The sequence below is a fragment of the Duganella rhizosphaerae genome (assembly GCF_040364205.1).
GTDB lineage: Bacteria > Pseudomonadota > Gammaproteobacteria > Burkholderiales > Burkholderiaceae_D > Rugamonas > Rugamonas rhizosphaerae.
The window spans coordinates 1-23,581 of record NZ_BPWK01000008.1 but is presented as its reverse complement, the minus strand read 5'-3'; the positions used below and the strand labels follow the sequence as shown (position 1 = coordinate 23,581).

Sequence of the window (23,581 nt, the reverse complement as noted above, 5' to 3'; positions counted from 1 at the left end):
GCATGGCACTGAAACGCGAAGAACTTGAATCCGCCCTCGTCACCGATCCTTTCAACCTCGGTCACCGTCTCGCCTACGCCCATCTGCTGCTGAACGAGGAAGACGCGCAAGCGGCACTGACCCAGTTCGAGCTGGCGGAGCGCCAGCGCATGGACGCAGACACCCTGAGCGGCAAAGCGCAAGCGCTGCTGGCGCTCAAGCGCGAGAACGAGGCCCTGAGCGCCTATGTGGCGGCGCGCCAGCACACCGGCTTTGAACCGATCGAAGCGCTGGAGCAGCTGGCGCAACGCGCGCAACCGGCGTCTGCCCCGGCGCTGTCGCTGGTGCGGCCGGCGCAGAACGTCGCCGCGCTGCGCCCGCAATCCCCGCTGCAGGTGCGGTTTGCCGACGTCGGCGGCATGGAAGACCTGAAGAAGACGCTGCGCCTGCACATTATCGAGCCGTTCCTGCGTCCCGGCCTGTTTGCCAAATTTAAGAAGAGCGGCGGCGGCGGCATCCTGCTGTACGGCCCACCCGGCTGCGGCAAGACCATGATCGCCCGCGCCATCGCCAGCGAATGCAACGCGTCGTTCGTTTCGGTCGGCATCAGCGAAGTGCTCAACATGTGGATGGGCGAAAGCGAACGCAATCTGGCGCAGCTGTTCGAAAAGGCCCGCGCCCAGAAACCTTGCGTACTGTTTTTCGACGAACTCGATGCCCTGGCCTTTTCGCGCTCCAAGGCGCAGAGTGAGCATAGCCGCACCATCGTCAACGAGTTCCTGTCTCAGCTCGACGGCTTCGAACGTGACAACCGCGATGTACTGTTCCTGGCCGCCACCAATATGCCGTGGGATGTCGACCAGGCGATGAAACGCACCGGCCGTTTTGCCCGTCAGCTGTTCGTGCCGCCACCGGACGAGGAAGCGCGCAAGCACATCATCGACCTCAAGCTGCGCGACATTCCGGTCGAAGGCATCGACGTGGCGGCCCTGGTGACGGCGACCCCGCACTATTCGGGCGCCGACATCGATGGGCTGATCGATCTCGCCAAGGAAAGCACGCTGCACGATATCCTGGCCGGCAATCCGGAACGGCCTATCGGCCCAGCCGACATGGCGTATGCGCTCGACCTGATGCAGCCATCGACGGTCGAGTGGTTGAAGACCGCCCGCAACCTGGTACGCTATTCCGGCGGCGACGACAGCTATCGCGATGTGGAAAAATACCTGAAGAAGACCAAGTTTCTTTAGCCTGAGCCGCCAATGCGGGCCATATGGAGTTCGTCATGACATGTACACGCCTGAAAAATCTGGCCCTGACACTGGCCTTCACCGTATCCGGCGCCGCCTCCGCCACCGACTTCTACAACAAGGGCAACGAGCCGGGGCGGCCGTTCTCGCTGGCGGTGCGCGCCGGGGACTATGTCTTCGTCTCCGGTCAGCTGGGCACCGGTCCCAATGGCCTGGTCAAGGGCTTCGACGCGCAGGCTCGCCAGGCCATGGACAATATCGTCACCATCCTCAAAGGCTACAACCTCGGCATGAACGACGTCGTCAAGTGCACCATCATGATCGCCGACATGGCCAGGTGGGACGATTTCAACAAGGTCTACGTCACCTACTTCAAGCCCGAACGCCTGCCGGCGCGCAGCGCGTTCGGCGCCAGCGCCCTGGCGCTGGGCGGCGAAGTGGAGGTGGAATGCATGGCTTACTCGCCGCGCCGGTGAGCGCGATTTTCCGTTCCACCGCGCCGCTTTTGCTTTAGAATCGGCGTCTTTGCTTACCACTCAGGGGATCCGATGGCAGATGGGAAGAATGAACTCAAACGTGGCCTGAAGAGCCGGCACATCCAGCTGATTGCGCTAGGTGGCGCCATCGGCACCGGCCTGTTCCTCGGCATCGCGCAGACCATTCAGATGGCCGGGCCTTCCGTGCTGCTGGGCTACGGCGTGGCCGGGCTGATCGCCTTCTTCATCATGCGCCAGCTGGGCGAAATGGTGGTGGACGAACCGGTGGCCGGCTCGTTCAGCTACTTCGCCGACAAATACTGCGGCCACCTGGCCGGCTTCATGTCGGGCTGGAACTACTGGGTCTTGTACGTGTTGGTCAGCATGGCCGAGCTGTCGGCGGTCGGCATCTACGTGCAGTACTGGTGGCCGGCGATACCGACCTGGATGTCCGCGCTGGCCTTCTTCGTCATTATCAACGCTATCAGCCTGTCCAACGTCAAAGCCTTCGGCGAGATGGAATTCTGGTTCGCCATCATCAAGGTGGTTGCCATTGTCGGCATGATCGTGTTCGGCGCCTGGCTGCTGATCTCCGGCGACGCCGGTCCGGAAGCCACGGTGGCCAACCTGTGGCAGCACGGCGGCTTCTTCCCCAATGGCCTGGGCGGATTGGTGATGGCGATGGCCGTCATCATGTTCTCCTTCGGCGGCCTGGAACTGATCGGCATCACCGCCGCCGAGGCGGACGATCCGTCGCGCACCATTCCCAAGGCCACCAACCAGGCCATCTACCGCATCCTGATTTTCTACATCGGCGCGCTGGGCATCCTGCTGTCGCTGTACCCATGGCAGAAAGTGGTCACCGGCGGCAGCCCCTTCGTGCTGATCTTCCACGCGCTGAACAGCAACCTGGTGGCGCATGCGCTCAATGCCGTGGTGCTGACGGCCGCGCTGTCGGTGTATAACAGCGGCGTCTACTCCAACACCCGCATGCTGTACGGCCTGGCCAAGCAAGGCAACGCGCCGCAGCTGCTGCTGAAGGTGAACCAGCGCGGCGTGCCGCTGGCCGCGCTGGGCGTCTCGGCGCTGGCGACCGGCGTCTGCGTGGTCGTCAACTACTTCATGCCCGGCAAAGCCTTCGGTTTCCTGATGGGCCTTGTCGTCTCGGCGCTGATCATCAACTGGGCCATGATCAGCTGGATCCACCTGCGCTTCCGCGCGCAGAAACAGGCCGAGGGCAAGACCACGGCGTTCCGCAGCCTGGGCTACCCGCTGACCAACTATCTGTGCCTGGCCTTCCTGGCGGGTATCCTGGTGGTGATGTACATGACGCCGGACCTGCAGTTGTCGGTCTACCTGATTCCGGTGTGGCTGGCGGCGTTGGGCGCGGGCTATCTGGTACGCCAGAAAAACGCCGTCACCGCCTGAGGCGACCGGCGCTGCAACGCTCACCCAGGACTACGCCTGCGCGAGCGTTGCAATGGCTTGCACCAGCCGGTCGAGCTGGCGCGGTTGGGTGAACAGCGCCGGCGTCACGCGCACGCAGCTGCCGCCCAGCGGACCGTTGCGCGACACCGTGAAGATTCCATGTTCGTCCATCAGCCGTTTGGCCAGGCGCTGGTTGTCTTCCTTGCTGGTCTTGCCGGCGAAGCGGAACGAGGTGCTGGCGCCGTACATGGCGGGATCGTCGGGCGTCAGTATCTGCAAGCCCTTGACGTTCCGCACACGCTCCACCCAGTAGTTGCGCAGGTATTTGAGCCGGGCGGACTTGTTGGCCACGCCGATCTGCTCATGGAAGCGGAACGCCGCCGGCACCGTCATGATGTTGGCCGTGTTGACGGTCCCCGAATGGACACGCGAGCGGATGTCGGTGGCCGCATAATCCTGGTCCGACATGTGCACGCCGATATCCGCCAGCCGCGTCTTGCGGATGTACATAAAGCCCACGCCCAGCGGCGCCCCCAGCCACTTGTGCAGGTTGAAGCCGATGAAGTCCGCCTTCAGGTCGGCCACCATGAAGTCGGTCTGCCCCCACGACTGGGCGGCGTCGGCGATGACGTCGATGCCGCGCTGGCGCGCCATCTGCACCAGTTCCGCCACCGGCAAGGTCAGGCCGGTGCGATGGCTGATGTGGGTCAGCAGCAGCAAGCGCGTGCGCGGATGGCGCTGCATCGCCTGCGCGTAGGCATCCAGGATGGCTTGCCGGCTGGGCGGCTCGGGGATGCGCACCACGGCCACATCGGCGCCGCGCCGCAAGGCCAGCTCGTTCATCGCGTATTGGGTCGCGTCGTAATCCAGGTCGGCATACATGATCGTGTCGCCGGCCTTGACCTGCTTGTAGTTGACGATCAGGTTTTGCAGCGATTCCGTGGCGCCGCGCGTGATGGCGATCTCCGACACATCGGCGCCGACGGCCGCCGCGATCTGCGCCCTTATTGCATCGATGCCCGCGCCGTCGAATTGCTGGCGCAGGAAGCGCGAGCTGTGCGCGTTCAGGTAGTCGATATTGCGCTTGTAGTCTTCCGCCACCGGGCGCGCCATCATGCCGAAGTAGCCCTGCTCCAGATTGATGAAGTCCGGCGCCGGATCGTACTGCGCGGAGACCTTGGCCCAGTAGGCTTCGTTCTGAGGCAACGCCTCGGCGATGGGCGGCAACTCCGCCATCGCAGGCGGAGAGATGAGCGATCCGCCGGCAACCCCGGCTGCAACATGAAAGAAACTGCGGCGTGTGAGCATGCATACTCCTGTCGGCGATTGGTGCGTCTAATCTGGTGCGCCCAATATAGCACCGGCCAGCGAAGCTTAGGATAGAATCGCACGCATGAATTCACCCAACCATACCTCGCTGTATTGCTATCCGTGGGATGTCGCGGATGTGGACCGTTTTGTGGACCAGGCGCGCGGCCTGGGCATGAACGGCGCGACGCTCGCCGTCAGCTACCATGCCGGGAAATTCCTGCGTCCGCACGCGGCCAGCGGGCCGCGCGTCATCTTCCCCGAGGACGGCGTGGTCTATTTCGAGCCGGACCTTGCGCGCTACGGCGAACTCACACCGCAAGCCCATTCCGACCCGGCGCTGCGCGCTGTCCTGCCGCAACTGATCGCCAACGGCGGCGTCGCCGTACACGCCTGGACTGTACTGCTGCACAACAGCCGCCTTGGCGCCGCACACCCACAGTACACCGCACGCAACGCTTACGGCGACGGCTACCTGTACAGCCTATGCCCGATGCAGCAACCGGTGTTCGACTATGCCGTCGCGCTGAGCGCCGACGTGGCCGCGCGCGGCGTCGCCAGCGTGGTGATCGAAACGCCGGGTTGGCTGCCCTATGCCCACGGCTACCATCACGAATTCGCCCAGGTCCGCAGTAACCTCTGGCTCGACTCCATGCTCGGCCTGTGCTTCTGCGACGCCTGCATGGCCGCCGGCAAGGCCGCCGACATCGACATGGACGGCCTGCGCCAGCGCATCCGCCGCGACATCGACAGCTATCTGGAGGCTCCGGTCGATGCCACGCCGACCCAGGCCGCGGCGTGGCTGGCCGCGGACCTGCTGGAGAACGACGACCTGGCCGCCTTGAACCGTTTGCGCCAGCGGCGCGTTACGCAACTGGTCGGCGCCATCCGCGCCGCCATGGCGCCGCAGGTGCAGTTGTCCGTGGTGGCGACGGTGCAGCGCCCTACCGCCCAGAGCTGGTTGGAAGGCACAGACCTGCGCGCGCTGTCCGGCGTGGCGGACTGGCTGGAGATACCGTTCTACGAGGCCGATGCCGCAGCTGTCGGCAGCGACGCGTGGGACTGCATCCGCCGCATCGGCGCACCGGACCGCATCCGCGCCATCCTGCGTCCCGGTCCGCCGGACTTGGCCGACGGCGCGCAACTGCCGCAAGCGCTGCAAGGCTTGTGGGAACTGGGCATCCGTCATTTCGGATTCTATAACTACGGCATGCTGCGCCGCGACCGCCTTCAGGCGCTGGGCGCGACGTTGCACGCTTTCGATCGCAGGAGCCATACTTGAACCGCACCGCCGCAATGATGAAACTGGAAGATCAACTGCTCCACCCCGGCGTCAAAGGCCTGCCGATCACGCGGCCGCTGCGCCAGGGCGACATCGGCTCCCGGCAATGGAACGTGCTGCGCGCCGACACCAGCTTCCCGGTCGCGCTGCTGAAGACGTCCGCGCTGGAGCACAATCTGCAATGGATGCGCGGCTTCTGCGAGCAATACGGCGTGCAGCTGGCGCCGCACGGCAAGACCACCATGAGTCCCCAGTTGTTCGACGCCCAACTGGCCAACGGCGCCTGGGGCATGACGCTGGCGACGGCGGCGCAGGTGCAGATCGCCTACCGCTACGGCGTGCGCCGCGTGCTGCTGGCGAACCAGCTGGTGGCGCCCGCCGACATCAAGGCCGTACTGGCGCTGATGCACAACGATCCTTCGTTCGAGTTCTACGCACTGGTCGATTCCAGCGCCGGCGTGGCGCGGCTGTCGAAGGCGGCGCACCAGCAAGGCATGGCGCGGCGCCTGCCGCTGCTGGTGGAGCTGGGCCTGGCCGGCAAGCGCGCCGGCTGCCGCAGCATGGACGAAGCCCTGGCGTTGGCGCGCGAAGTGGCCGCCGCGCCGGGACTGGAACTGGCCGGCATCGAAGGCTACGAAGGCCTGCTGGTCGGCCCGGACCGCGACAAGGACCACGAGGCGGTTCGCCACTTCGTCACCCAGCTGTCCGACCTGCTGCGCCAGGCGGACGCCGAGCAGCTGTTCAAGCGCGCCGAGATCCTGCTGTCGGCGGGCGGCTCGGCCTATTTCGATTTTGTCGCCAGCGGTTTCGCGCAGGTGAAGAATTTGTCCCGTCCGGTGCTGCCGGTGCTGCGCAGCGGCTGCTACCTGACCAATGACCATGGCTTCTATCACGGCCTGATCGAGCAGCTGAACGCGCGCGAAGGCCTGGCTCCTGGACAGGGTCTGCGGCCGGCGCTGGAGGTCTGGAGCATGGTGCTGTCGCGGCCCGAACCGACGCTGGCGATCCTCGGCATGGGCAAGCGCGACGCCTCCTACGACATGGAGCTGCCGCGCGCGCTGGTGTCGCACCGCCCCGGCGCCAACGCGCCAACAGCGCTGCCGGAAGGATGCCGCATCGAGAAGATGAACGACCAGCACGCCTACCTGCGGCTGCCGGCGGAGCATGCGATCGGCGGCGAACTGGCGGTCGGCGACCTGATAGGCTGCGGCATCTCGCACCCCTGCACCACGTTCGACAAATGGCCGCTGCTGCTGGCCGTGGACGACGACTACAACGTGCGCCGCGCCGTCAACACCTTCTTCTAATTCCGCAGCCCGGCCGACACGTCACGCTGGTCTTCGTCGCGGAATACATTCGGTGCGCACCCTATCAGCTTTCGAAAGGCTGCAATGTAGGCCGCCGACGTGGCGAACTGCATGGCATGGGCCGTGGATTTTATGGAACAGTTCGCCGCCAGCATGTCGAGTGAAGCAATGATGCGGGCGCGTTGTCGCCAGGCCCGGAAGCTCAGGCCGACATCGGCATTGAAATGGCGACTGAAGGAGCGCTCGGACATGGCGGCATATCCTTGAGCAACGACGATGCCACCACGGCGTGCACTTCCGACCGGCGGAGGAAGCCCTCGCATTCCGCAATCAGCCCAGGGTGAAAATAGACAGTTCGCATCTCCACCGGCGACAGCATCTCGATCGTGTGCAGATCTCCGGCCGGAACCCACAACGCACGCTGCGGTGGCACCGACCAGAGCATGGAGCCGGTCCGCACCAGCATCACACCGGAGAGCGCAAAGACCAATTGACCGGTTTGATGTTTATGCTCCGGCAGGACCGAGCCCGGCTCATGGCGCTTTGCCAGCACGCGCCACTGCGCTTCAATATTTTGGCGCTTGGGCGATATGGTTTGGCGAATCGGTGTCATGTAGCCAATATATCATCTCGACATCGAACTTTGAACGGGATAAAACATGTCAACTCTTGCACCGGCAACGGCCGCCAAACGGATACCGGTATTTTTCTACGGCAGCTTCATCCGCCGGGATGTCATGGCGCGTGCTGGTTTTCAGCCGGAAAAGATTGAAGTGGTGCGCCTCCACGGATTCGACATCGCGTTCTGCCCCCATGCCTGCATCAGCCGTTCTGACCAGCACTCAATCTACGGCATTCTGGTGCATGCGACGCATCAGGAGCTCGATCGCCTGTACTCGATGAGCGGCGTGGGCATCTTCCTTCCGGAAGCTGTATTGGTGGAGTCCCGGCTCGGCGGCCTGCTGCCGGCCATGTGCTACATCCCGCCGTCGCGCGGTGACCAGCCTGCGGATACCGAATATGTTGGCCATTTGATTGCCGCCGCCCGCGACTACGGCTTTCCTGACTGGTATGTCGCGCGACTGGGCGCCGCCTGACGCCGATGTTTTGCGATGGTGGCGAACATCTGCTCCACGTCGACCGGCTTGCCGATGAAATCGTCCATGCCGGCGGCGATGCATTGTTCGCGCTCGGACTCCATCACGCCGGCCGTCATCGCGATCACCGGCAACGTCAAGCCCAGTTCATCGCGGATCGCACGGGTGGCGGTAAAGCCGTCCATGACCGGCATCTGCACGTCCATCAGTACGAGGTCGCAGCGCAGGTCCCCGCGCAGCAGCTGAAGCGCCTTCTCGCCATGTTCCGCCAGCGTGACCGTGGCGCCGGCCAGCTCCAAGATGCCTTTCGCCACCTGCTGGTTGATCGGATTGTCCTCCACCAGCAGCACTCGCACGCCGGCCAGCGCCTTGGCGCCTGCCACGGCCGGAACGTCGGCGACATCTTCCTGGCGATGCGCCAGCGCGGTCTGCACCGCGTCATACAGGCTGGACGCCGTCACCGGCTTGGTCAGGAACACCGGCGCGCTGACGCCGGCCATGTCCTGTACCAGCTTGCTGCGGCCGTAGGCGTTGACCATGCAGATCACCGGCATGCCGGATTCCTCCTGCAGCGCGCGCATGACGGCCGGGCCGTCCATGCCCGGCATCTGCCAGTCGACCAGCGCCGCATCGTAGACGCGGCCCGAGCGTATCAACGCCAGCGCTTCCGGCCCCGAGGCGACCACGTCGCAGCTCCAGTTCCAGGCCTGGATGGTCTTGGCGAGGAAGTCGCGGCTGGTCGAGTTATCGTCCACCACCAGCAGATGCCGGCGCCGGCCGGTCCTCGGCGCCTCGGCCTCGTCGGCACGCTTCATCGGCAGCGTAAAGGTGAACGCGCTGCCCGTGCCGACCGCGCTGCGCACTTCGATGGCGCCGCCCAACAGTTCGATCAGCCCTTTGGAAATGGTCAGTCCCAATCCGGTGCCGCCGTAGCGCCGTGTGGTGGACAAGTCGGCCTGCGTGAACGGCGAAAACAGCCGCGCCAACTGTTCATCGTTCATGCCGATGCCGGTATCGCGCACGGTAAAGCGCAGCAGCACCGAAGCGCCCTCGCCGCCGGCGCGCTCCACCAGCACCGCGACTTCGCCCTGCTCGGTGAACTTGATGGCGTTGCCGGCCAGGTTGACCAGGATCTGCTGCAGGCGCAGCGCATCGCCGACCAATGTGCGCGGCACATCCGGCTCAACGCCCAGGCATAGTTCCAGGTTCTTCTCGCCGACGGTGACGCTCATGATGCTGGCCAGCGAATGCAGCACCTCCTCCAACACGAAACGCACCGGATGCACTTCAATCTTCCCGGCTTCCATCTTGGAGAAATCGAGGATGTCGTTCAGTATGCCGAGCAGGGATTGTCCCGAAGCCCGTATCATTTCCAGGTAGCGGCCCTGCTCCGGCGACAGCCCGGTGGTGTTGAGCAGGTGCGCCATGCCCAGCACCGCATTCATCGGCGTGCGCAGCTCATGGCTCATGTTCGCCACGAAGACATCCTTGGCGGCGCTGGCGATCTGCACCTGCTCCATCGCCAGCCGCAGCGCGCTCTCCGCCTGTTTGCGTTCCGTAATGTCGCGCACGATGCCGACAAACAGATGCTGGCCGTCGACCAGCAGCGCGCGTATCGACAATTCCAGCGCAAACGTGGCGCCGTCCTTGCGCAGGCCCTGCAGTTCAACGTTGTTCTTGCCCACCACGGTGGGCAGGCCGCCGGCGAGGTAGCGCGCCATGCCGGCATGGTGGGCGCCGCGCAGGGTGGCCGGCATCATGCGCATGATGTTGGTGCCCACCGCCTCCTCCGGCGTGTAGCCGAAGATGCCGCAAGCGGCGTGGTTGAAGGCTTCGATGACGCCATTGGCGTTGATGGTGATGATGCCGTCGCCGACATTGTCCATCACGGTACGGGTGCGCAGCTCCTTGTTGATCGCTTCGCGCTGCGCCGATTGCAGCTGCAAGGTGCGCTCTTCGATCACGCTTTCAAGGCGGTTGCGATACTGCTGGAGTTCAGCCTCCACCGCGCGCAAGGTCTGGATGGCGTCGTCGGCTTCGCGGAACACCGGCCGCGCATCTTGCAGCCGCATGTCGCCATTTTTTCCCAAGGCGCTGGCGGCGTGGGACAGCGCGCCGACCGAATGGTTGATGCGGCGCGCGAAATACCACGCGGCGGCCAGGCCCATGCCGAGCAGGCCGGCGAGCACCAGGATGATCCATTGGATCGAGGCCAGCATCTCGGACAGCACCGTGCTGCGCGGCACGCCTATCGCCACCGCCCAGCCGGACAAGCGGGAATGGCTGTACATCGAATACACCTTCGTGCCGTCGAGCGTGACCGAGTCCAGCATCCCCTCGCCGCCGCCGGCCATTCCGGTCCGCAGGATGGCGGAACCGGGCCTGCCTACATATCTGTCCGCGTCCTTCGAACGGGCCACAATCACGCCGCGCGAATCGAAGATCCCGGCGACGCGGTCGCCGGGCAGGTTCTGCTCCCGCAGCACCGCGCCCAGGCGCTCCGGCACGAAGGCCACCGACAGGCAGTAAATCACTTTGCCGTCCCTGACCACCGGCACATGCACCGCGACCAGCGGCCGCTTCAGGGCGCCGCCGATGAAGACGTCGGAGATCACCGGCCGGCCGGTGTCGAACACTTTCCTGATCCGTTCCAGGCTGGCGGGATCGGGTAGCGCCGGACCGAAAGGGCGCACCGTGTTCAGCAACTGGACCGAATCGCGACCGCTCAGCACAAAATTAAAGCCGGGGAATTCAGGCCGCAGGGCCTTGCTGGCCAGGGTGTAAAACCCCGCCAGGTCGCCATCGTCGAGGCTGGGCGCATTGGCCAGCGCCATCGCCATGCTGATACCGGTATTGAGGTCGCGGTCGACCGCCTGGATCAATGCGCGCGCCGTGACCAGCGATCCTTGCTGGATCTGGGCCCGTTCCCGCTGATAGAAGTGATTCGCCAGCAGCGCGACCCCGACCACGGCCGGCAAAGCGCAGGCCCAAACCAGCGCATAGATTTGCACTCGGATCGATGGCAGGGGGCGATGGACTACTGGCTTCATTCTCGGCGTCGGTGACTGGGACGAGAACGACTCTAGCACAGATGGGCGGCCCTTAGCGCCGCCCGTTCTACAGCCTGGCGCCCAGGCTGAGGATGGCCGCGATATTGCGGGCGGCGCTGCGCACGTTCTGCGCCGCCTCGGCCAGCGCCTGCTCGACCGTGCACGGCCGGCTGACCGCGCCGAACACCGCATGGATGCCGTGCTGGTGCACCACGGCCGCGCCAGGCGCCAGGCAGCCGGCGATCGCGATCACCGGCTTGCCGTGCCGCTGCGCCACGCGGGCCACGCCGATCGGCGTCTTGCCGTGTATCGATTGGCTGTCGATGCGGCCTTCGCCGGTGATGACCAGGTCGGCGTCGGCCACCGCCGCGTCCAGGCCCACCGCGGCCGTGACGATCTCGCTACCGGGACGCAAGCTGCCCCCCAGGAATACCAGCATCGCCGCGCCGATGCCGCCGCCCGCGCCGGCGCCCGGCACGTCGGCCACCTGCTGGCCCAGCTCGCGGGCGATGACGTCGGCGTAGTGGCGCAGATTGGCGTCCAGCTGTTCGATCATCGCCGGGGTGGCGCCCTTTTGCGGGCCGAAAATATGGGAGGCGCCCTGCGGCCCCACCAGTGGATTGCTGACATCGCAGGCGATGTCGAACACGCAGTCCTTGATGCGGGCGTCCAGGCCGGACAGGTCGATATGCTGCAGGCCGTCCAGCGCGCCGCCGCCGGGCTGCAAATCGCGGCCGGCCGCGTCCAGCAGGCGTCCGCCCAGCGCCTGCACCATGCCGGCGCCGCCGTCGTTGGTGGCGCTGCCGCCCACGCCCAGCACGAAACGGCGGGCGCCGGCGTCCAGCGCGTCGCGGATCAGCTGGCCGGTGCCGTAGCTGCTGGTCCGCAGCGGATCGCGCTGTGCCGTGGGCACCAGTTCCAGGCCGCTGGCGGCGGCCATTTCGATCACCGCCGTCGCGCCGTCGCCCATCAGGCCGTAGAACGCCGCCACCGGCTCGCCCAGCGGGCCGGACACCTGCAATTCCACGCGGCGGCCGCCGCTGGCGTCTATCATCGCCTGCACCGTGCCTTCGCCGCCGTCGGCCACCGGCAGCTTGACGTATTCCGCGTCGGGAAAGAACTCGCGGAAGCCGGCCTCGATTTCGTTGGCGACCGCCAGCGCGGTCAGGCTTTCTTTAAACGAATCGGGCGCTATGACTATTTTCATCGAAGAACTCTATCAACGGTTGACCAGTTTGGCGGGTACGCGCAGCACCAGTATCGCACCAAGCAGCAGCACGCTGGACAAAATATACAGCGCCGTATCGGTGCTCTGGGTGGCGTCCTTGATCCAGCCGACCAGGAAGGGGCTGACGAAGCCGGCGATCTGGCCGAGCGAGTTGATCAGCGCCAGGCCGCCGGCCGCCGCCGCGCTGCCGAGGAACGCGGACGGCAGGGACCAGAACATCGCCAGCCCCGCCAGCGCGCCCATGGTCGCCATGCTCAGGCCGACCATGACGACCAGCGCGTTGCTGGAGAAGTTAGCCGCCAGCATCAGGCCAATGAGACCCATCACCATCGGCAGCGACACGTGCCAGCGGCGTTCGCGGCGCTGGTCCGCCGAGCGGCCGGCCCACACCATGAACAAGGCGGCGCACAGGTAGGGAATCGCACTCAGCCAGCCAACCGTGCCGGAGTTCTGGTAGCCCAGCGACTTGATGATGGACGGCAGCCAGAAGTTGATCGCATACACGCCCATCTGGATGCAGAAGTAGATCACGCCCAGCATCCACACGCTGCCATTGCGCAGCACGGCCGAGAAGGTTTGGCCGACATCGCTGCTGGCCTGGCGCTGTTGCTCGTCGCCGGCCAGCGCGGCTTGCATCGCGGCTTTTTCGTCGGCAGTCAGCCACTTGGCCTGGGCGATGCCGTCGTTCAGGTAGAAGTACACCGCCACGCCGAGGATCACGGTCGGCAAGCCTTGCAGCAGGAACAGCCACTGCCAGCCGGCCATGCCGCCCTGCCCGGCCGAAAAGTGTTGCAGCATCCAGCCCGACAGCGGACCGCCGACCAGGCCGGAAATCGGTATCGCCGACATGAACAGCGCCATCACCTGGCCGCGCTTCTGCGCCGGGAACCAGTGGGTGAAGTACAGCACCATGCCGGGGAAGAAGCCGGCCTCGGCCACGCCGGTGAAGAAGCGCAGCACATAGAACGAGGTCGGGTTGTGCACGAACAGCATGCAGGCCGACAGGGCGCCCCAGGCCACCATCATCGTCGCGATCCAGCGGCGGGCGCCGATCTTGTGGAGGATCAGGTTGCTCGGCACGCCGCTCAGCACGTAGCCGATGAAGAAGATGCCCGCGCCCAGTCCGTAGACGGTATTGCTCAGATGGAGGGCGTCCAGCATCTCCAGCTTGGCGAAGCCGACGTTGACGCGGTCCAGGTAGTTGAAGAAGTAGCAGATGAAGATAAACGGTATCAGATGCCAGCTGGCCTTCTTGTACGCGCCGTCGAGGACGGTCGCCGCCGGCCACGGCGTGGCGGTGGTAGTGGTGTTCATGCGTGTCTCCTTGGTTTTTATAGGTAGTCTGTGCAGACGATTATCTGGAATCGACTCCGAAAAAACATCGGCCAAATGCACGATAATTCCGGCACAGTTCAGGCATTTGTTGGGCGTTTGCACAATAAATGCTTTTACAAGCGCAGAATTTATGCGGATTCCTTGTTATTTGGCACAATGAAGGACGAGGAGAATCGCCCATGTACATACTCAGCACCGAGCTGGCCCAGGACATCGTCAGCCGGACCATGAAAATCATCCCCTACAACGTCAACGTGATGGATGCCAACGGCACCATCCTGGCCAGCGGCAATCCGGCGCGCATCGGCGAGCTGCATGCGGGCGCCATGCTGGCCTTGGCCAAGCGGCTGACGGTGGAGATCGACAGCGCCAGCGCCCGCAATATGCACGGCGCCCAGCCCGGCATCAACCTGCCGCTGACGGTCAACGGCCAGGTGTGCGGCGCGGTCGGCCTGAGCGGCGTACCGGATCAGGTGCGCCAGTTCGGCGAGTTGGTGCGGCTGACGGCCGAGATGATCCTCGAACAGGCCCACCTGGCCGGCGAGTTGCAGCGCGACTCGCGCTATCGCGAAGCCTTCGTGCTCAACCTGATCCGCCATGACGCGGCGCGCGAGGCCGACCTGGCGGCCTGGGCGCGGCGGCTGGGCGTCAATTTCGAGCGCAGTCACCTGGTGTTCCTGCTGGAGCTGGACGACAAGGCGATGGGCACCGACCAGGCGCTCAGCGAGCTGCAGCGCCTGCAACTGCGCATGCTGGCCCGGCTGCCGTCGGCGCTGACGGCCTCCGCCGGCGCGCACCAGCTGGTGCTGCTGGACTTCTACGACGCCCCGCCCGCCCACGACGTCCATTGGCCGCAGCGCCAGCTGCAGGCGCTGGCCGCCATCCTGCAGCAGGAATGCCAGCAGCCGCACACGCTGACGATGGGCATCGCCCAGTCCGGCATGGCCGGGGTGGCGATTTCCTACCAGAGCGCGCAGACGGCCGCCCGTATCGGCCGCGCCCGCCATCCGCGCCGCTCGCGCTTCAGCTACTACGAGCAAACCCTGCCGGTGCTGCTGTCGGGACTGGGTTCGGGCTGGGAGGCGGCCCAGCTGCGCCTGCCCATCGCCCGGCTGAAAGCGCAGGATAAAAACAAAGAGTTACTGCAACGCACGCTCAATGTGTGGTTTGAACACGACGGTCACCCGGCCGCCACCGCCGAAGCCCTGCACGTGCACCGCAATACGCTGGATTACCGGCTGCGCCGCATCGGCGAGATCACCGGCCTGGACTTGGGCAAACTGGAGGATCGTTTCCTGCTATATATCTCATCGTTATTAACAACATAACGCTCTCGGCATAGCCAGAAACTTACTGTATTATTTGCCGTCGCCCGAGCGCCCACAAGGCACATGCTCGGGTACGGAGATAACCAAAATAAAACTGGAGCCATTTTGAGCCTTTTTCGCACTAAGAACCTGGACGATATGATCGCCAACAGCCGCAAACCCGGCGGCCTGGCGAAAGTACTCGGTCCCTTCGACCTGATTCTCATGGGCATCGGCGCCATTGTCGGCACCGGTATTTTCGTACTGACGGGCACCGGCGCGGTGACGGCCGGCCCGGCGCTGACCCTGTCCTTCGTGGTCGCCGCGATCGCCTGCGGCTTCGCCGCCCTGTGCTACGCCGAATTCGCCTCCACCGTGCCGGTGGCCGGCTCCATCTACACCTACACCTACGCCACGCTGGGCGAACTGGCCGCCTGGATGATAGGCTGGGACTTGCTGCTGGAATACGGCCTGGCCACCTCGGCCGTGTCGGTCGGCTGGTCCGGCTACTTCCAGTCGCTGATCGCCGGCTTCGGCATCAACCTGCCGGTCGAGCTGACGGCCGCGCCCGGCGCGCTGCCCGGCGTGCATACGCTGATCAACCTGCCGGCGCTGTGCATCATGCTGATCCTGACCGCCATGCTGAGCTGGGGCGTGCGTGAATCGGCCCGCCTGAACAACATCATGGTCGCCATCAAGATCGGCGTGGTGATACTGTTCATCGTCGTCGGCGCGCGCCACGTCGAGCCGGCCAACTGGAAACCGTTTTTACCGTTTGGCTACAACGGCATGCTGAGCGCCGCCGCGCTGGTGTTCTTCGCCTTCATCGGTTTCGATGCGGTGACCTCGGCCGCCGAGGAAGTCAAACGTCCATCGCGCGACCTGCCGATCGGCATCATCGGCTCGCTGGCCGTCTGCACCGTGCTGTATGTGATCGTTTCGGCCATCATGACCGGCATCGTGCCCTACAAGCAATTCCTGGGCATCGACCATCCGGTGTCGCTGGCGTTGGAAGTGGCCGGTGAAAAATGGTTCGCCGGCTTCGTCAATCTGGGCGCCATTCTCGGCATGACCACCGTGATCCTGGTGATGGCCTACGGCCAGACCCGCATCATCTTCGCCATGTCGCGCGACGGCCTGCTGCCGAAACGCCTGTCGACCGTGCATCCGCGCTTCCATACGCCGTTCTTCGCCACCTGGCTGGTCGGCATCGTGTTCGGCCTGATCGCCGCCGTGGTGCCGCTGAACGTGCTGACCGAGCTGATCAACATCGGCACGCTGGCCGCCTTCAGCCTGGTCTCGATCGCCGTGGTCATCCTGCGCAAGACGCGTCCGGACCTCAAGCGCGCGTTCCGTTGCCCTGGCGTGCCGGTGATTCCGGCGCTGGCCGTGATCTTCTGCGTCATGCTGATGACCTACCTGAGCTGGTTCACCTGGGTCGCCTTCGTGATCTGGCTGGCGATCGGCCTGGTCATCTACTTCAGCTATGCCCGCAAGCATTCCCTGCTGAAATAAATCCGCTGTTTGCCCGGCGAGGCCCTGCGCCTCGCCGGCGCCCTTCCAACCCTGCCGATACGCGCAGGGTGCTCTACCCCACAGACCACAACCGCAAACTCGCCTAGCCTTTGACTCGTCACTGCAAAGGAAAGCGTGTGAACACCACTCAATGGTTCCTGCTCGTCGGCTGCCTGATGCTGGCGCGCGGACTGGCGGCCAGCACGATCTCGAAGTCGCCCTTTACGTCCGCCATCGTCTACCTGGGCGCCGGCATTCTGCTGGGGCCGACCGTCCTCAACATCTTCGGTTTCGATCCCAAGCTGCAATCGGCCCTGCTGGAAGTGTTGACCGAGGTCGCGCTGCTGATCTCGCTGTTCTCGGCCGGGATCAAGATGCCGGTGCCGTTCAAGCGCCAGCGCTGGGACGCGCCGTTACGGCTGGCCTGGTTGTCGATGTCGCTGACGGTGGGGCTGGTGGCGCTGTTCGGCTATTACGTGTTGCACCTGCCGGCAGGCGCCGCCGTCCTGCTTGGCGGCATCCTCGCCCCCACCGATCCGGTGCTGGCCACCGACGTCCAGGTGCGCCATGCCGGCGACAAGGACCAGCTGCGCTTCACGCTGACCTGCGAGGCCGGCATGAACGACGGCAGCGCCTTCCCTTTTGTCATCCTCGGCCTCGGCATGCTGGGCGTGGTCGACACCGGCGAGCACCATCTGCGTTGGCTGTTGGTCGACGTGCTGTGGGCGACGGCGGGCGCGGTGCTGGTCGGCGTGGCGGCCGGTGCGCTGGTGGCGCGCCTGAGCTGGAGCCTGCGCGGCTGCGATCCCAAGCACGAAATCATGGACGACCTGGTGGGACTGGGCATGATCGCCGTGGTGTATGGCGTGGCGACGCTGTGCAAGGCATCGGGCTTCCTGGCGGTGTTCTTCGCCGCCGTGGCCTTGCGGCAGACCGAATTGGTGCTGGCTGGCGCGCCCAAAGACCGCCACGGCATGATGGAACCGGACACGGCCAAATCCGAAGCGGCCAAAACCAGTGAAACCCACGAAGCGCCGTTGATCGTCAGCGCCGGGGCGCTGGTGTTCAAGGAGCATCTGGAGCGGCTGTCGGAGCTGACCTTGGTGCTGCTGCTCGGCGGCATGATCTCGCTGAAAAGCATGCAGTGGGATGCGTTGTGGATGGGCTTGTTCCTGTTCGTGGTCGCCCGGCCGCTGAGCGTGTTCGCCGGCCTGATCGGCAGCGACACCAGCCTGCGCATGCGCGCCATGACCGGCTGGTTCGGCGTGCGCGGCATCGGTTCGATCTATTACCTGATGTTCGCCATCGAGGCGGGCCTGGCGCCGGAACTGGCGGCGCAACTGACGCGTATCTCGCTGTTTGTCATCATGCTGTCGATACTGGTGCATGGCTTCAGTGTCAAGCCCTTGATGGACACAGTGTGGCGCCGGCGCCGCTGATCGCATCGCTTCGACTTGCATCAAGGAGCGGCGGCGCCGGATGTGGGATCGTCTTGCGACCATGCCCAACGATATCTACCTCATTGAAGACGCCAGCGACCGCATCGGCGACAGCGACCTGCTGCAGCGCTGGCGCGAACTGCTGGCCGAGAGCGAAAGTCACGAACGCGTGTATCAGAGTCCGGAGTTCTTCGACTATCTGCGCAGCACGCCAGATCGACACACGCCGCCGCAGCTTTTTACAATCCTGGAGCGCGCCAGCCGGACCGTAATCGGCGTGGTGCCGTTGGTGCTGCGGCACCACAGTTTTGAATTTAGCGCTGGCCGCTTGCGCTTGGGCTCACTGCCGGCGTTCAGCGTGGTCCTGCTCGGCAGCGTGCCGTTGATGTCCGCAAGGCCGGGGGTGCCGGAGTTGCTGTTTGAATTCCTGCTGGAGCAGTTCCCAAAATGTCACGCGATCTCGCTGACGTCGTTGCCATCGGATAGCAAGCTGTGGCGCGACATAAGCGACGACATCGGCAACGCACATGGTTATCGCAAGCATTTGCTGAACAACTGGCGCGACTGCCATCAGATTCCCTTACCGGCCAGCTTTGAAGCCTTCATGGCCCAATTCAGTTCCAAGCGGCGCTACAACCTCAAGCGGCAGCAACGGCAGTTGCGCGATCATGGCGGCGGCCAGTTGGCTTTGCATCGCATTGAACGGCCGGAGCAAGTGGCGCCCATGCTGGAGGCGTTGGCCAGGCTGATCACGCCTGAGCATCGCGCGCAGCTATGGACAGCGGAGGAAATGCAGGGGCTGGCACAACGCGGCATGCTGCTGTGCTACCAGATCGATTGCGGCGGCCAACCCTGTGCGTTGATACTCGGCTTGCAATCGAACGACACGCTACACCTGTCCAACATCTTCCACGACAGCGCACTCGACCATCTGTCGGTCGGGACAACGATACTGCACATGGCCATCGAAGACCTGTGCGGCCACCTTTTTACCTGCATCGATCTCGGCTACGGCACGCCAGGCCACAGCTACCAATCCAGCAATGTCACGGTGCAACGCGCGCACGTGTTATTGATGCGGGCGGGAGTTAGAAACCGCCTGATCTGCGCGCTACACAGCGGCTTCGTTACCGCCACCGCAGTGGCCCGCCGGCTTATCAAACAGCGGTCGGCGGGACGTTTGAATAGCTAAGCAGCCTTGGCTTCCGATTCCGTACGACGCTCATTGTTGGAAATAAGGATACCGTCTGCACCAGCATAAACTTTTCTAAATCGAAGGTATCCACCACGCAGCGTCAGCAGCAGGAATTTTTTCGATTCACGTCCACTCGTCAACATGATCGGCGTCTGTTTAGTTTGAGCGTACTCCTGCGCTGCCCGGCGCTGATCTGGCGTCAAGCCGTCGTTCTGAGGCGCGCCTTGAGATTCGCCGTAGCTGCGGCCATTACTCGCGCGCGCGCCCTCGCGCTGGGCAAGGGCGTTCAAGCGCTTTTGCTCCCACTGAATCAATTTCTTCTGCAATTCAGGTTCGTTGTCGGGATAATCGTCACTCAACTTGAACCAAGCATGCGAGTCATGCACGTAATTATCAAAGAAGTTCAATGCGGCCTCCGACAACGGCGGGGCGGTTTTCCACCAAGTCGCGATCTCCTCCCATTCGTGCTCGTAGTCATTTCCAAACCCTGGCTTTTGCTTCTGGGGCTTGAATCCTGGTCCTTTGGCAGCGAGCCATGCTTCAAAGTCCTTAATTTCGTCCTCAAATTCCAGATTCGCGCTGTGCAGATCGTTCTTGTCGAAATTTGTGGCGCGCTTGTAGCTTTCGGTCTTTTCCAGCGGCGTGGGGCCATTCACGCGCCGCGCCAGATGCCACAGAATCTGATTCTTCCCTTGCTCCCGCATGATGTCGGTCAGCGTGCCGCTGGTTACCGTGCATGTAGCCAGATAGGCATTCACCGCTTTGATCGTGGTCGGTGAAATTTTAAATTTATCTTTAACGTTGGGAGGAGCCAGGTCCAACTTTAATGGAACGCCCGCCAGTCGTGCCTCGTGATACATGTAAAGCAAGGGAACCCGCGCAAGCATATCCGAGCCCAGTTCGTCTTCACCGCGCCCTTGCTCTTTCGGACAGTAACCGGAACCCAGGTCCGAGTGCACGCCAGGGAAAATCATTTCCTCCGCGTTGGCCGGCGTGCTCTGTCCAATCGAAATGGAATCGACTGGAAAACTGCGGCGCACCTCATGCGCCGACACCAAATGCAGGCATCGCAAGCCGCCATGTATGCGCAAGCTGTCCTCTGCATCGGCCCAGGCTCCGTGGCCGTCAAATCGCCCAAGAAGAGTACTGTCGCCCATCGTATTCGCGATTCCCACAGAGGCGACGGTGTCAAACAATCCCAGGAAATCGAACTCCACCTCAAATCCGCCCAGGCTTTGAGCATGGCCGCGGCCACTGAGACGAGCGTCAAGTTCGCACAAGGACATCAACCAATTGGCAAAAGCACGCGCCTGTGCCGAGCCGCGTGAAAAACCGAACATGGAAATGTAGATCTTCTGAACGTGCGCGGGATCCTTTTTTTTCGGTTGACACGTGGCCGGGTCTGGCCAATGAATCGAGACCTGTGAGTGCAAGCGCTTCAATAGCTCTTCAAACACTTCCTTGGTATCTTTGCCCTGATTCTCTGCGTCGCTATAGCTCTGAATGTGACGGGACTGCATTTTCTTCCGCTGCCACTTCGTCAATTCGATACGCCCCATCTCCGATCGGGTCTCCTCCGGGAAGAGTAGCGGTGAACCGTGAAAATAGACATGAACATTATTTATCGCCTGAATCAATGCCCACTTGATGCGGTCCTCTCCGCGAGCGCCGAACCCCGCCCCCGTCGTCAGATCCTTGCCTTTGCCGGTATCTTTCACCGCTTCAAACGGCGAACCTACGCCTGGCACATATACCCTGAAAAAATGCTTATAGTCGTCAGGCTTATACGTCCATTTTGAATCATCTGGCAAAACGTCGGGAACACTTCGCCCAGGGAAACAGTCATATAGGCGCGCGACATTGGATTGATTTTTTGCCGCCGCACCCAAGACATAGTTATTCTTGGTTCCATCGAAGAAGAAGCCAAAGAACAAATTGGTTTGACATGGCAGTTCCAATGCCTCTCGCTCCTCACGTTTCCCTAATATCTTTTGCTCTTCTACATCAAAAAACTTCTTCAAATCTCCCGCATCGTTAAAACTATCCGGGATCACCGGACATAGACGGGCGCTCATGGGCGACGCTCCTGCACTTGTCGAATTTTTTTCTCAGAATTGCGTTTCATTTCCTCAAATCCTTGCCGAACGAATTCCACATACCTCACGTCATCCGGTCCACTAAATCCTTCCACTGACTTTGCATAGTACTTTTGATCGAGTTCCCATGATCTCGCGACTATTTTTTGCGGAGATTTTTTTAACTCTGCCAAGGCCTCGTTGGCGGTATCAAGCGCATCTTGTGCCAATTTCATGTGTTGGCCCCATCGCTGCCTTCTATACTCCACAGATGGTACCGGCCATCCCTTGACGGCGCCTGGCCATTTGGCATGATCGGGCTGAAAGTTGCTAGAGACCACGCTCAACGAACCATCGGCGGCACGAACCACCCATAACTCCCCTGCCTTGCCATCGACATACTCAGGCACTTCGACGATTTTTGTTTCAGCGATATCTGGCCCGGATTTATCGGGCGAAAGCCGGGCACTGTGGACGGCTTGTACTTTGATTTGAATACCGCGACGCCATGTCTGCGGCAGCCTGTAGCAACACATAATCCCGCCAGCTTCGTAGGGCCCGACGCTCTCCCCGCCCCCCTTGTTCGAACTATCCAGCGGGTCTTCGACGATGTAAGAAAAGTCGTCGCCGCTATAGTTCACTCCGTGGATACTGACAGGCACACTTTCCGTCCCGCACAGGCCGATCGACGGCAACACGAACAAGCCTGTCACCAGCAAGCTTCTGGAACCGCGCAGCAGGCGCTGAGTTATCAACTTCATGTCTTTCCCATTTCTATTCAACAGCGGCAACACTTTGTCGCCACTCGATCATTCTCTTAGCCATGTCTATCTCATCCGGCAGCACGGAATGTACCAGACACTCCTCACACCAATCGATCAGTAAGTTCTCATCCAGCGTCTGCGCCTCTGCAACACGCAACGCCAAAGAGATCGTAGCGTGCAAATGGGACGGTTTTTCATCAGGCAAATGCTGCCGGCGAGAGATACGAACCAGCATCGAATCTACCTCGTTATCGCTGACCATCATCCCGAACTGGTCGTCGTCGAGCTCGGGGCGATCCTGGACAACAGGACTATCCACCATCGGGACATGCAACTCCTTCCATCCCCCCTCGCGATCGATGTACGCCCATCGCGTTGCCGGGCCGACCAATTGTGCCCGCTGATCGGCGCGCAGGGCCGAGAAAATTCCCGGCAGTCGGCGCGTATCCGGAAAGCGGAAATTAAACCTTTGCCCGTCCGAGTAGACCACACACCAGGCAGCCAGCCGTTCTGTTAGCTGCGCCAGTGTCTCTTCGGTCTCGATCGCGCTAACCATCGGCGAGCCACTGCATAGCCCCAATACTTTGTCGAGACCAGTTACCGTTGCGTCGTACCGCACTAGAAATGGCGACACATCGCGCACCTTGTCAGAGCAGGCAGGCAGAGTCTCAAACAGCAGCGTCACCTCCGGTGCCGGTACTGCCTTTCGAACTTGACGATACAGACCGGGGACAAACACTCCATCGATCAACAGGTAGATTTGCGTACGGCCGCCAAGCTGGCTTGTCCGTTCATGCAAGTCAGATAGCCAGTTTTCGTGATAAGTATCGATGAGCATATTTATTCAACAACAGTAAAGGCAGACCCTGCGGCGAGTGACTTCTTCAGGCACTCAACACAGATGCTGTTTGGCAGACCTGGCATTGGATACGGCATTTTCTCTGGCCCAGAAAAATTCTTGGTACCCGCATGAATCGTGATCTTGCCGGGGCACTGCACCGTAATATTGCCGCCTTCGATAGTGATATTGGCGCCGCCCGCCGTCGACAGCGTGATGCTCTTGGCCGCCGCCCAATCCACGAAGCCATTGGCGCTGACGAGATTAACCTCATCTCGCGCCTGCACCTTCAGCAAATCCGCTTGCGCCTGGATATCGACGGCATCCTTGGCAGCGATCATTTGCACGCCGATATTGTTCTCGCCCGCTTTGACCGAGCCGCCCAGCACGCCGATGGCCTGCTTGGTTTGCACGCGCAACTGACCACCACTGACGAACTGTGTGTCGGCGCCGCTCATCAAGGCGATCGTTTCCCCGTTGGACATCTGCATCGCCTGTCCTGCGGTCACACTCAAACCAGCCTTACCGCTGACGGCGATAATCGGCGAGCTGGCGTGCGGCAGTTGATCGTCGCCTGGCGCTGTCTTCTTCTCTCCTGCATCGGCCTTGGCCGCATCCAGGCTGGCATTGCCCACCATGCCCGACACCGCAGCCAACATCGCCTTCAACGGTGCCGACTTGTCATCCAGCGCGCTCTCATCTGCCTTG

20 protein-coding genes are annotated in these 23,581 nt (G+C 62.8%); 10 read left to right on the top strand and 10 right to left on the bottom strand.

What is annotated here, in order from left to right; genetic code table 11:
* Positions 1–2 precede the first annotated feature (2 nt).
* The 3 genes from RUGAMON1_RS17985 to RUGAMON1_RS17975 all read left to right on the top strand — a co-directional run bounded on the left by RUGAMON1_RS17985 (position 3) and on the right by RUGAMON1_RS17975 (position 3,133).
* Entirely contained in the window at positions 3–1,229 is a 1,227-nt protein-coding gene (locus tag RUGAMON1_RS17985) for an AAA family ATPase (RefSeq protein WP_445231794.1), read from the top strand.
* A 35-nt stretch (positions 1,230–1,264) separates the two neighbouring features.
* Complete coding sequence (locus tag RUGAMON1_RS17980; protein ID WP_445231793.1) at positions 1,265–1,705, top strand: RidA family protein; 441 nt, start codon at positions 1,265–1,267, stop codon at positions 1,703–1,705.
* 72 nt (positions 1,706–1,777) lie between these two features.
* Positions 1,778–3,133, top strand: a complete 1,356-nt coding sequence (locus tag RUGAMON1_RS17975; RefSeq protein ID WP_445231792.1) for an amino acid permease — start codon at positions 1,778–1,780, stop codon at positions 3,131–3,133.
* A 30-nt stretch (positions 3,134–3,163) separates the two neighbouring features.
* On the opposite strand, the gene RUGAMON1_RS17970 is transcribed toward RUGAMON1_RS17975, so the two are convergent.
* Complete coding sequence (locus RUGAMON1_RS17970) at positions 3,164–4,441, bottom strand: aminotransferase class V-fold PLP-dependent enzyme (protein WP_445231791.1); 1,278 nt, start codon at positions 4,439–4,441, stop codon at positions 3,164–3,166.
* An 85-nt stretch (positions 4,442–4,526) separates the two neighbouring features.
* On the opposite strand from RUGAMON1_RS17970, the gene RUGAMON1_RS17965 reads away from it, so the two are divergent.
* Together RUGAMON1_RS17965 and RUGAMON1_RS17960 are read left to right on the top strand one after the other, a co-directional pair.
* On the top strand, positions 4,527–5,723 hold the full coding sequence (locus RUGAMON1_RS17965; protein WP_445231790.1) for a hypothetical protein: 1,197 nt from the start codon (positions 4,527–4,529) through the stop codon (positions 5,721–5,723).
* Positions 5,720–7,030: an amino acid deaminase gene (locus RUGAMON1_RS17960; protein WP_445231789.1), complete on the top strand. Its 1,311-nt coding sequence runs from the start codon at positions 5,720–5,722 to the stop codon at positions 7,028–7,030. Before RUGAMON1_RS17965 ends, RUGAMON1_RS17960 begins: the two co-directional genes overlap by 4 nt.
* On the opposite strand, the gene RUGAMON1_RS17955 is transcribed toward RUGAMON1_RS17960, so the two are convergent.
* Positions 7,027–7,281, bottom strand: a complete 255-nt coding sequence (locus RUGAMON1_RS17955) for a helix-turn-helix domain-containing protein (RefSeq protein ID WP_445231788.1) — start codon at positions 7,279–7,281, stop codon at positions 7,027–7,029. The genes RUGAMON1_RS17960 and RUGAMON1_RS17955 overlap by 4 nt on opposite strands.
* Positions 7,233–7,643 carry an AraC family ligand binding domain-containing protein gene (locus tag RUGAMON1_RS17950; protein ID WP_445231787.1) on the bottom strand — a complete coding sequence of 137 codons (411 nt, stop codon included), beginning with the start codon at positions 7,641–7,643 and terminating at the stop codon, positions 7,233–7,235. Before RUGAMON1_RS17950 ends, RUGAMON1_RS17955 begins: the two co-directional genes overlap by 49 nt.
* Positions 7,644–7,689: 46 nt before the next feature.
* On the opposite strand from RUGAMON1_RS17950, the gene RUGAMON1_RS17945 reads away from it, so the two are divergent.
* Positions 7,690–8,127, top strand: coding sequence for a gamma-glutamylcyclotransferase family protein (locus RUGAMON1_RS17945; protein ID WP_445231786.1), 438 nt, complete (start codon positions 7,690–7,692; stop codon positions 8,125–8,127).
* Here the strand turns inward: RUGAMON1_RS17945 and RUGAMON1_RS17940 are convergent.
* From RUGAMON1_RS17940 to RUGAMON1_RS17930, 3 genes are all read right to left on the bottom strand, one after another.
* Complete coding sequence (locus RUGAMON1_RS17940; RefSeq protein ID WP_445231785.1) at positions 8,082–11,177, bottom strand: response regulator; 3,096 nt, start codon at positions 11,175–11,177, stop codon at positions 8,082–8,084. The genes RUGAMON1_RS17945 and RUGAMON1_RS17940 overlap by 46 nt on opposite strands.
* 67 nt (positions 11,178–11,244) lie before the next feature.
* Positions 11,245–12,384, bottom strand: coding sequence for a glycerate kinase (locus RUGAMON1_RS17935; RefSeq protein WP_445231784.1), 1,140 nt, complete (start codon positions 12,382–12,384; stop codon positions 11,245–11,247).
* Positions 12,385–12,396: 12 nt separating this feature from the next.
* Positions 12,397–13,719: an MFS transporter gene (locus RUGAMON1_RS17930; protein ID WP_445231783.1), complete on the bottom strand. Its 1,323-nt coding sequence runs from the start codon at positions 13,717–13,719 to the stop codon at positions 12,397–12,399.
* Positions 13,720–13,919: 200 nt separating this feature from the next.
* On the opposite strand from RUGAMON1_RS17930, the gene RUGAMON1_RS17925 reads away from it, so the two are divergent.
* The 4 genes from RUGAMON1_RS17925 (at position 13,920) to RUGAMON1_RS17910 (ending at position 19,193) form a co-directional block, all read left to right on the top strand.
* Positions 13,920–15,068 carry a sugar diacid recognition domain-containing protein gene (locus RUGAMON1_RS17925; RefSeq protein WP_445231782.1) on the top strand — a complete coding sequence of 383 codons (1,149 nt, stop codon included), beginning with the start codon at positions 13,920–13,922 and terminating at the stop codon, positions 15,066–15,068.
* Between the two features lie 105 nt (positions 15,069–15,173).
* Complete coding sequence (gene bcaP, locus RUGAMON1_RS17920) at positions 15,174–16,562, top strand: branched-chain amino acid transporter BcaP (protein ID WP_445231781.1); 1,389 nt, start codon at positions 15,174–15,176, stop codon at positions 16,560–16,562.
* A gap of 137 nt (positions 16,563–16,699) precedes the next feature.
* Positions 16,700–18,001: a cation:proton antiporter gene (locus RUGAMON1_RS17915; protein ID WP_445231780.1), complete on the top strand. Its 1,302-nt coding sequence runs from the start codon at positions 16,700–16,702 to the stop codon at positions 17,999–18,001.
* A 61-nt stretch (positions 18,002–18,062) separates the two neighbouring features.
* The gene (locus RUGAMON1_RS17910) at positions 18,063–19,193 is read left to right on the top strand and encodes a GNAT family N-acetyltransferase (protein WP_445231779.1); all 1,131 of its coding nucleotides are present in this window, start codon (positions 18,063–18,065) and stop codon (positions 19,191–19,193) included.
* Here RUGAMON1_RS17910 and RUGAMON1_RS17905 read toward each other — a convergent pair.
* The 4 genes from RUGAMON1_RS17905 to RUGAMON1_RS17890 all read right to left on the bottom strand — a co-directional run.
* A complete protein-coding gene (locus RUGAMON1_RS17905) occupies positions 19,190–21,271 on the bottom strand; it encodes a Tle1 family T6SS lipase effector (protein ID WP_445231778.1) in 2,082 nt (693 codons plus the stop codon). The two genes, RUGAMON1_RS17910 and RUGAMON1_RS17905, sit on opposite strands and share 4 nt — an antisense overlap.
* Positions 21,268–22,032, bottom strand: a complete 765-nt coding sequence (locus RUGAMON1_RS17900) for a DUF3304 domain-containing protein (RefSeq protein ID WP_445231777.1) — start codon at positions 22,030–22,032, stop codon at positions 21,268–21,270. Before RUGAMON1_RS17900 ends, RUGAMON1_RS17905 begins: the two co-directional genes overlap by 4 nt.
* Before the next feature lie 13 nt (positions 22,033–22,045).
* Entirely contained in the window at positions 22,046–22,873 is an 828-nt protein-coding gene (locus RUGAMON1_RS17895) for a DUF4123 domain-containing protein (protein ID WP_445231776.1), read from the bottom strand.
* A 2-nt stretch (positions 22,874–22,875) separates the two neighbouring features.
* On the bottom strand, positions 22,876–23,581 hold a 706-nt coding region (locus RUGAMON1_RS17890; RefSeq protein ID WP_445231775.1), incomplete at its 5' end, for a DUF2345 domain-containing protein.

What these genes read in the sequence shown, in the direction of transcription:
- RUGAMON1_RS17985 (WP_445231794.1), top strand. Translation starts at nt 3, where the DNA reads ATGGCACTGAAACGCGAAGAACTTGAATCCGCCCTCGTCACCGATCCT.
- RUGAMON1_RS17980 (WP_445231793.1), top strand. Translation starts at nt 1,265, where the DNA reads ATGACATGTACACGCCTGAAAAATCTGGCCCTGACACTGGCCTTCACC.
- RUGAMON1_RS17975 (WP_445231792.1), top strand. Translation starts at nt 1,778, where the DNA reads ATGGCAGATGGGAAGAATGAACTCAAACGTGGCCTGAAGAGCCGGCAC.
- RUGAMON1_RS17970 (WP_445231791.1), bottom strand. Translation starts at nt 4,441, where the DNA reads ATGCTCACACGCCGCAGTTTCTTTCATGTTGCAGCCGGGGTTGCCGGC.
- RUGAMON1_RS17965 (WP_445231790.1), top strand. Translation starts at nt 4,527, where the DNA reads ATGAATTCACCCAACCATACCTCGCTGTATTGCTATCCGTGGGATGTC.
- RUGAMON1_RS17955 (WP_445231788.1), bottom strand. Translation starts at nt 7,281, where the DNA reads ATGTCCGAGCGCTCCTTCAGTCGCCATTTCAATGCCGATGTCGGCCTG.
- RUGAMON1_RS17950 (WP_445231787.1), bottom strand. Translation starts at nt 7,643, where the DNA reads ATGACACCGATTCGCCAAACCATATCGCCCAAGCGCCAAAATATTGAA.
- RUGAMON1_RS17945 (WP_445231786.1), top strand. Translation starts at nt 7,690, where the DNA reads ATGTCAACTCTTGCACCGGCAACGGCCGCCAAACGGATACCGGTATTT.
- RUGAMON1_RS17940 (WP_445231785.1), bottom strand. Translation starts at nt 11,177, where the DNA reads ATGAAGCCAGTAGTCCATCGCCCCCTGCCATCGATCCGAGTGCAAATC.
- RUGAMON1_RS17935 (WP_445231784.1), bottom strand. Translation starts at nt 12,384, where the DNA reads ATGAAAATAGTCATAGCGCCCGATTCGTTTAAAGAAAGCCTGACCGCG.
- RUGAMON1_RS17930 (WP_445231783.1), bottom strand. Translation starts at nt 13,719, where the DNA reads ATGAACACCACTACCACCGCCACGCCGTGGCCGGCGGCGACCGTCCTC.
- RUGAMON1_RS17925 (WP_445231782.1), top strand. Translation starts at nt 13,920, where the DNA reads ATGTACATACTCAGCACCGAGCTGGCCCAGGACATCGTCAGCCGGACC.
- RUGAMON1_RS17910 (WP_445231779.1), top strand. Translation starts at nt 18,063, where the DNA reads ATGCCCAACGATATCTACCTCATTGAAGACGCCAGCGACCGCATCGGC.
- RUGAMON1_RS17905 (WP_445231778.1), bottom strand. Translation starts at nt 21,271, where the DNA reads ATGAGCGCCCGTCTATGTCCGGTGATCCCGGATAGTTTTAACGATGCG.
- RUGAMON1_RS17900 (WP_445231777.1), bottom strand. Translation starts at nt 22,032, where the DNA reads ATGAAGTTGATAACTCAGCGCCTGCTGCGCGGTTCCAGAAGCTTGCTG.
- RUGAMON1_RS17895 (WP_445231776.1), bottom strand. Translation starts at nt 22,873, where the DNA reads ATGCTCATCGATACTTATCACGAAAACTGGCTATCTGACTTGCATGAA.